Origin of the sequence: Rhizobium sp. BK529 (genome assembly GCF_014194105.1) — a bacterium.
Classification (GTDB): Bacteria; Pseudomonadota; Alphaproteobacteria; order Rhizobiales; family Rhizobiaceae; genus Rhizobium.
In genome coordinates this window covers 484,642-491,013 of record NZ_JACIAU010000005.1, presented here as the reverse complement: position 1 = coordinate 491,013, position 6,372 = coordinate 484,642, and the positions used below count along the sequence as shown (strand labels likewise).

Sequence of the window (6,372 nt, the reverse complement as noted above, 5' to 3'; positions counted from 1 at the left end):
TCCTATGCGCCAGTGCTGGGAGGCGGCTGGATGCATTTCAAAGCGCTTCTCCTACTCGGCGTTTCACCACTGGTGCCGATGCGCGATCCGCTCGGAGATGCCTGTGAGAAGATCAACGCACAAGCCAAAGAGCTCTCGCTCTGAGCCCCTCGACTAGATGTCGAATACCGACAGGCTGTGGGCATACTTCTTCCACTACGTCCTGTGCTGGCTCACCTGTGCTACATGAGCCACGCATCGCTCCGCGAAGGCTTCTCGCTGGCCCCGCAATAATATCAGGCCATCTCCGCCATCACGGCCGGGTTCATCGAACCCGGTCGCATCGCACCTGCCGACCCTATCAAAGCCGCGATTCATTCCGGTTCGTCTGCCCTTCACAACTTCATCTATACGCCCTGGACGATATCTCCTGTGGGGATGACGATCTCGCGGCTGATCGCACGCTGTTGATCTTGATCAATCCGAACTAGGTCCTTCGCACGGAATTGGAAAGGCGCCGATCGATCGGATCAGAATCAGGCCAAGGTTGCGGCGATGTGACGGGCGTCACGTGTCACGCATTTTTCACGAGACTCCCAACCGCACGGCATGGTTAAGCTCCACCAGCTGATACTGCACAATCGGCACGAGAGCGGAGACCGTTGCTTTTTACTCCGCTCTCTTCCCCAATCTCTCACAATTTCCGATGGGGCGGGGTGACGCAGTGTCAGATCAAGCCAAAACGTCCAAGATGGCGCCTCGTGGGTGGGCTAGTCTTCGTTTCAGGAAGCTCAATACTTGTCGGGGGAGCCATCGCCGCCCACAGCAAGAACTCATTGGAACTATTATTAACTGCCATAGTTTCTACGCCGCGAGCCAGGCGTGGTGTCACGTCAATGTTGGCGGCGTTACAGGCGGTGGGAAGTGAAAGAGGTTGTTTCCGATAGTTTTCATTTTGGCCTCAGACGTTTGCTGGAACAATATCCAGAGCTGCAGCGGCAAGCATCGGTGGCGCATTACTTTACCGAACTAATTGAGACCTATGGCGACGCGTTAAGGAGCCGTGAAAAATATGGGACCGTTGGCGGCGAAGACAGAATGCTTCACGAACACTATGTGAGCGTTTGTAACGAGCTGGAGATGTGTCTCCTCGATAATCTTCATCAGGCCAAGTGATCGCAATCGCCACCGACGCACGGTTTACATTGCTCGAGACTTGGTGGCCTACCTAGCTTGGCTTTGGTCTTTCCCCGAACCAGATGATGAACTGGCGATGGGGAGTTGCGGACGGCGGCACTTGGAAGCGAGGTCCGTTCACGTTGGCTAGACTCAATGACGCGCATATGCGCCGAGACGCGTTCGGCAACCTCTCCGACGATGTGGTTGCCTGCATCCCTTCCTGGATCAGACCAGGGAACCTCCCGAGGCCGCTTGAGTTGTCCTACAAAAGGAGAACCAGAAATGCCTAAGCCAACACCAGAGTCCGTAAAGTTGCCGCCCAAGTCTCTCAACGAAGACAGGCAAGATGATGCCATGCCGGACATCAATAGCGACGATCAACGTGCCCCGCCGGTCAACATGGGCGGGAGTCGTGAGGCCGGTGACGGCGTCACGGAAGTCGATCCGCGAACCGGCCGCGCCGATTCGAAAGATCGTATTCCGGCCCCGCAGTTTTCGAACCGCAAGTGACCTTATGCGCCTCGTCCGAACGGACCTAAGTGCCGGGCACATCAATTCACCGAAAACGGATGCCACAGACGCTCCGATCGTGCGGTCCGGTTCGCGGGCGAGCGGCCAGTATCCGTCACACTGTGACGCAGATGCGATGACGGTCGAGGGATCCCATCTACAGTCTCGATCTAAAAAGCCCTAGGCCCGCGAAATCAATCGCGAGACGCAAGGCAGGGGTCAAGCACGATGTGATGTGCATCTTGGATTCTCATAGCACCACGCACTGTGACCATGTCGCCGACCTTCATTCCATTTTCTGAGTAGGTCACGCACAAAACCCTCGCTCCCGGAAGGGCGCAGATCGCGACATACCAAAGAACCTTGTCGGTCTCCACCATCGTTATGGGCCCCGAGGCCCACAAGTCAACGCGCTCCTCCACTGGCGGGTTAAAGCCGCTGACCGTCTTTTCGAGGTCGCTGCAATTGGCTGTTTCCTCGGGCGTGGCCTCGGGATAAGCCAAGCCGGGCCGCCCAGGATATGGATTTTCATGAGCGGCGGCCGTGGACGCAAACACAAGTGCTACAGCAAATAGGGCGTGTCCTTTGAGCATGATGTGCCTTCTCGTCTCGATGACGTGATATCCATGGCCTAATATCGGCAGGATCCAAACGGTGCAAACGGAGAGAAATTGGATCTGCTCCTATATTTTCTAGGGCATGCGTCCCTGAAGATCCCCGCGCTGGAAGGCCCGTCGGGTTTTCAAAGTCGTTTAAAAACGCTCTGTTGATCGATGCTCAATACGGGTTGACACGACCGGATCACCTGATCGCGAGGCGCGCGTTGTGCTCAACCGACAACCTGAGTGGTGCCTCGGCGAACATCTTTGGCCAAAGGCTCGGGTTCAAAATCGCCATGCTGCCGGTGGATTTCAATTCATGGGAACGGATCTGGCGGCTAGGCGACCGTCGGCATATCCAACGAACGTGCAGCAAAGCGTACGTCTTCGCCCGGGCAACATACCGAGACTCGCTGCCGCCGGATCCAAAGCCTACCGCGATAGACCCAGGATCGGAACAGCTCGAATGCGGCCATTCTGCTTATGATTGGCTCGACCTCCTCCCAGCGGTAGATCTCGGAGCGAAGATACCGCAGACTCATCCTCCAGCACTTCTTCCGCAACGTCGATTGACGAGGAGCGCTGCCATCGTTTTCGCCTGTCCAGCGATAGCCTTGCGCCCCGCAGGGAATTGATCGCCTGATGGCGGAACATCGAGTTCTCTTCGAGGTTTAAATTTTGACACTTGTGTCAATTCTCATTAAATAAGGAGAACCTCATGACCCTGGCAGGTAAGAAAATTGCTGTCCTGATCGCGCCGCGGGGGACCGAAGATCCCGAGTTCAAGCAGCCGAAGGAGGCTGTGGAGGCCGCGGGCGCAACCGTCACTGTCGTTGGTATCGAGACGGGAGAGGCGAAGACGAACAACGGCGACCTGGACCCAGGCAGAAGCTATAGGGTCGACAAAGCTGTGAAGGATGTTTCCGCGTCGGACTTCGATGGTCTCGTCATTCCGGGCGGCACGGTTGGTGCCGACAAGCTGAGGGCGAACCAGGATATCGTCTCTTTCGTGACCGCATTTTTTGAGCAAGCGAAGCCGGTGGGGGTAATCTGCCACGGCCCTTGGCTGCTGGTCGAAGCAGATGTTCTCAAGGGGCGGACGGTCACCTCTTATTCATCGATCCGTAGGGATATCGAGAACGCGGGCGGCGTCTGGGTCGACGAGGAAGTCGTGACCGACAAGGGATTGGTCACCAGTCGAAAGCCAGATGATCTCCGGGCCTTCTGCGCGAAGATCGTCGAGGAGTTCGCCGAGGGCAAGCATCCCAAACAAGCTCGTAGGGCCTGACTCTCCGGAAGCATCCAAAATCCTCGCAAATTTCAAGAAGGGGCGGCGGCTATAACACATGGAAACGCCGGACCATCCGGGCGACGAACGGCGTGAAATGAATTGCTTGAGGGAAGACGATGAAACTGGAGGCGTCTGTTGTTCGACAGTCGATTTTAGCGTGGCCCCTTCCTCGCCGCGATAGCACCTTGACCAGAGTGGCCGACGACTCCGCACTAAAGACAGAGGGCGCTCGACCCGTCATGGGGAGCGCCCTCTTTCACCCGGACACGCCAAGCAGGCGAATTCATTTCGCGGCAGGCGGTCGTTGGTCGGGTGCGTCCTTTCAGGTGGGTTCACATTTGAGCGCTTTCAAGATCGGAAGGATTGTCGCGGTTGTCTCCCTCCAGGCAATGGCGTTCTTCGTCATGATGAGCTTTCATGGAGGAACGCCTCAGAGGCCGGGATCGCCTCCTCGTGAGGGATGGCTCTGTCATAGGTGGTGACGGTGCCATCATCATTCGTCTTCATCACCTTCAGGACGGCGGCGTCTCAGGCGTGCGCCACAGAAATTTTTCATACCAAACGGGAGCCCTTCCAAACGGAACCTCTGATACGTATCAGCCAGCATATCCAAGGACCTCGCCTTGGATGGTAGCTATCAGCTGCCGGCTTTCATACGGCTTGGCGAAGAACCGTACCCCCGTAGGAATATCCGATTGGGTTGTTTCACGATCACCGGATATCACCATGACTTTCACCGACGACCAGCGTACCTTCGTGAAGGTAGCGAGCGCAAGTCCGTCCAGTTCTCCGGGCATGCGGATGTCTGTTAACAGCACGTCGATGTTCTGAGATGTCTCAAGGATGGCAACCGCGTCTGCATAATTGCTCGCTTCGACAACCATCATACCGGCATCTTCGAGTAAGGACTTCGTTGCCAATCTGACCAACGCCTCGTCGTCGACCACGAGTACGCTGATGGCTTTGTCTTTGATCATCTCGCATTCTCTCATTTCGGGAGCGAACGGGCCGATGGGTAAGATGACCCAGTCGCGTGGACTAATGAGCCTGTTGCGGGAAGAGGTGCGACAGGCTTCTTGATCACATGAACGACCGCTGGGAGGAGGATGCCGCGGTTCGATAGAGAATGAACTCTGGGAGGAGGACGAGGTCACTCAAGTCCGAAGAATCGCCGGAGGAATGCAACGCTTCGATACCGACAATTTATGCTTGTCTAGCCCAACGAGTAGGCAAATTCGCGCAATGGAGCCATGCGCTATGCACGTGTCGCAGACCTCATTTTTTGCCCGAAGATTGTTCGCTGGCGAAGCTCCGTGACCGACGGTCCGTCTCTAAAGCTAGTGGGGCCGGGCCGATAGCCTGCTGAAGCATTTTTAGTTATCTTTCAGTCGTTGTTGACTCCGCACTTAAACGTCACCCGTAATTGACGCGGGCAGTGCAACACACCCGATCACACGCTGGCTTTTAACGTTGGCGAGGTTTTAGATCAGAGAAAGCGGCGCGGCGTTTTCGGTCACGGGAGATAATGAATTGAACGAAACTGAACAGCTTTGGGACTGGCGCGAGAAGATCGCAAACCTCTATTACCAGGTGCGTTTCAACGAGAATGTTACCGATGCCTGGAGAACTTGGTGTGACACTCGTTCGAAGATGTTTCGCGACCATCCTCAGTCCCCAATCGAAGCACAAGACCGTAAGACCTATCACGGGCCGACAACGTTTCCTTATGATGCATCGTTGCGCCTGGCGGTAGAGCTCGTTCCAGTAACCGCGGATCACATGACCATCGCTACGGGATCGGATGGTGAGTTGTCGATGCGTTCGTTTGCACGCACCACCGGTTTGGACGCTAGACTTGGTGGCGAACTGACCCTTTACTGGATTGAGGGTTACGGCGGTGGCGTCTTCCTGCCGTTTGCCGATGCGACATCAGGAAGCGAGACGTATGGTGGCGGCCGATACCTTCTTGACACCATCAAGGGAGCAGACCTTGGGGTTGTCCGGCCGGACGGTAAACTAGTGCTCGATTTCAACTTCTCCTATTTTCCTTCGTGCGCTTATTCATCTCGCTACGTCTGCCCATTGGCACCATCGGGCAATCGGCTGGCGGGCGCGGTAAGAGCCGGAGAACGGCATCCTATTTCGGCATGAAAGCGTCTAGTGCAGAAAGGCAGAACGTTCGCACCGGAACTTGGGCACCGGACGCCCGTTTAAGGCTCACATCAAGCAAGGAGCTTTTCCATGGGAGATCGCGAGCAAGCACGGCGAGAGCGCGCCTACAGAATTTGGGAGGCAGAAGGTCGCCCCGAAGGACGACATCTCGATCACTGGCGGCGCGCAGACGAGGACGGCGAAGCAGTAGAGACGGACGCCGCCGAGGTGACCGACGCAAACCAGGAAGCCGACAGCCAGTTCAATGGCCAGGGCGCAGAAGCGCCATCAGCGGTAGATCTCAGGCCGCCTTCCGTGTCGAGCGCTGACTGACAAGTACCCGATGGCCTGCACTGAGGGCCAGCCTTTTGGGCGCAGCGGTCCGAACGGCAATGCCGGGTCTAGATTCCTTGTCAGGAACCTTGACCAGTCGTGCATTTCCCAGTTGGATATGAAAATCTCGGACATCCTCCGCTGGCACGGAGTGATGTAGGTGCGGCCTGCCCCTCTGGCGCATTGCCTCCATCCTCTCCGTTCCCCTGCTACCGGGCACGGCCTTCGGGTGGGCTCGGGAACGTTTCCGGCAGTCGCAGCCATTCTTCACATTAGTGCGCCATGTGATGGCTCCCACTATCGAAACGGCGCGCAGTGTTGAGCGTGTCC

7 protein-coding genes are annotated in these 6,372 nt (G+C 56.6%); 5 read left to right on the top strand and 2 right to left on the bottom strand.

The window, feature by feature from the left end:
* Positions 1–903 precede the first annotated feature (903 nt).
* Both FHX08_RS27590 and FHX08_RS27585 read left to right on the top strand, forming a co-directional pair.
* A complete protein-coding gene (locus FHX08_RS27590; protein WP_132658650.1) occupies positions 904–1,155 on the top strand; it encodes a hypothetical protein in 252 nt (83 codons plus the stop codon).
* Positions 1,156–1,512: 357 nt separating this feature from the next.
* Positions 1,513–1,668, top strand: a complete 156-nt coding sequence (locus FHX08_RS27585) for a hypothetical protein (protein ID WP_246698398.1) — start codon at positions 1,513–1,515, stop codon at positions 1,666–1,668.
* Between the two features lie 194 nt (positions 1,669–1,862).
* Here FHX08_RS27585 and FHX08_RS27580 read toward each other — a convergent pair whose 3' ends face one another.
* Complete coding sequence (locus FHX08_RS27580; RefSeq protein ID WP_184328030.1) at positions 1,863–2,261, bottom strand: hypothetical protein; 399 nt, start codon at positions 2,259–2,261, stop codon at positions 1,863–1,865.
* A 724-nt stretch (positions 2,262–2,985) separates the two neighbouring features.
* Here FHX08_RS27580 and FHX08_RS27575 point away from each other — a divergent pair.
* Positions 2,986–3,555 (top strand): type 1 glutamine amidotransferase domain-containing protein, encoded by a 570-nt coding sequence (locus FHX08_RS27575; protein ID WP_184328029.1) that lies wholly within the window; start codon positions 2,986–2,988, stop codon positions 3,553–3,555.
* A 599-nt stretch (positions 3,556–4,154) separates the two neighbouring features.
* On the opposite strand, the gene FHX08_RS27570 is transcribed toward FHX08_RS27575, so the two are convergent.
* Complete coding sequence (locus tag FHX08_RS27570; RefSeq protein ID WP_132658525.1) at positions 4,155–4,535, bottom strand: response regulator; 381 nt, start codon at positions 4,533–4,535, stop codon at positions 4,155–4,157.
* A 553-nt stretch (positions 4,536–5,088) separates the two neighbouring features.
* Between FHX08_RS27570 and FHX08_RS27565 the strand changes: the two genes are divergently transcribed.
* Both FHX08_RS27565 and FHX08_RS27560 read left to right on the top strand, forming a co-directional pair.
* A complete protein-coding gene (locus tag FHX08_RS27565; RefSeq protein WP_184328028.1) occupies positions 5,089–5,709 on the top strand; it encodes a DUF1684 domain-containing protein in 621 nt (206 codons plus the stop codon).
* 90 nt (positions 5,710–5,799) lie between these two features.
* Positions 5,800–6,042 (top strand): DUF2934 domain-containing protein, encoded by a 243-nt coding sequence (locus tag FHX08_RS27560; RefSeq protein WP_132658527.1) that lies wholly within the window; start codon positions 5,800–5,802, stop codon positions 6,040–6,042.
* Positions 6,043–6,372: the final 330 nt, after the last annotated feature.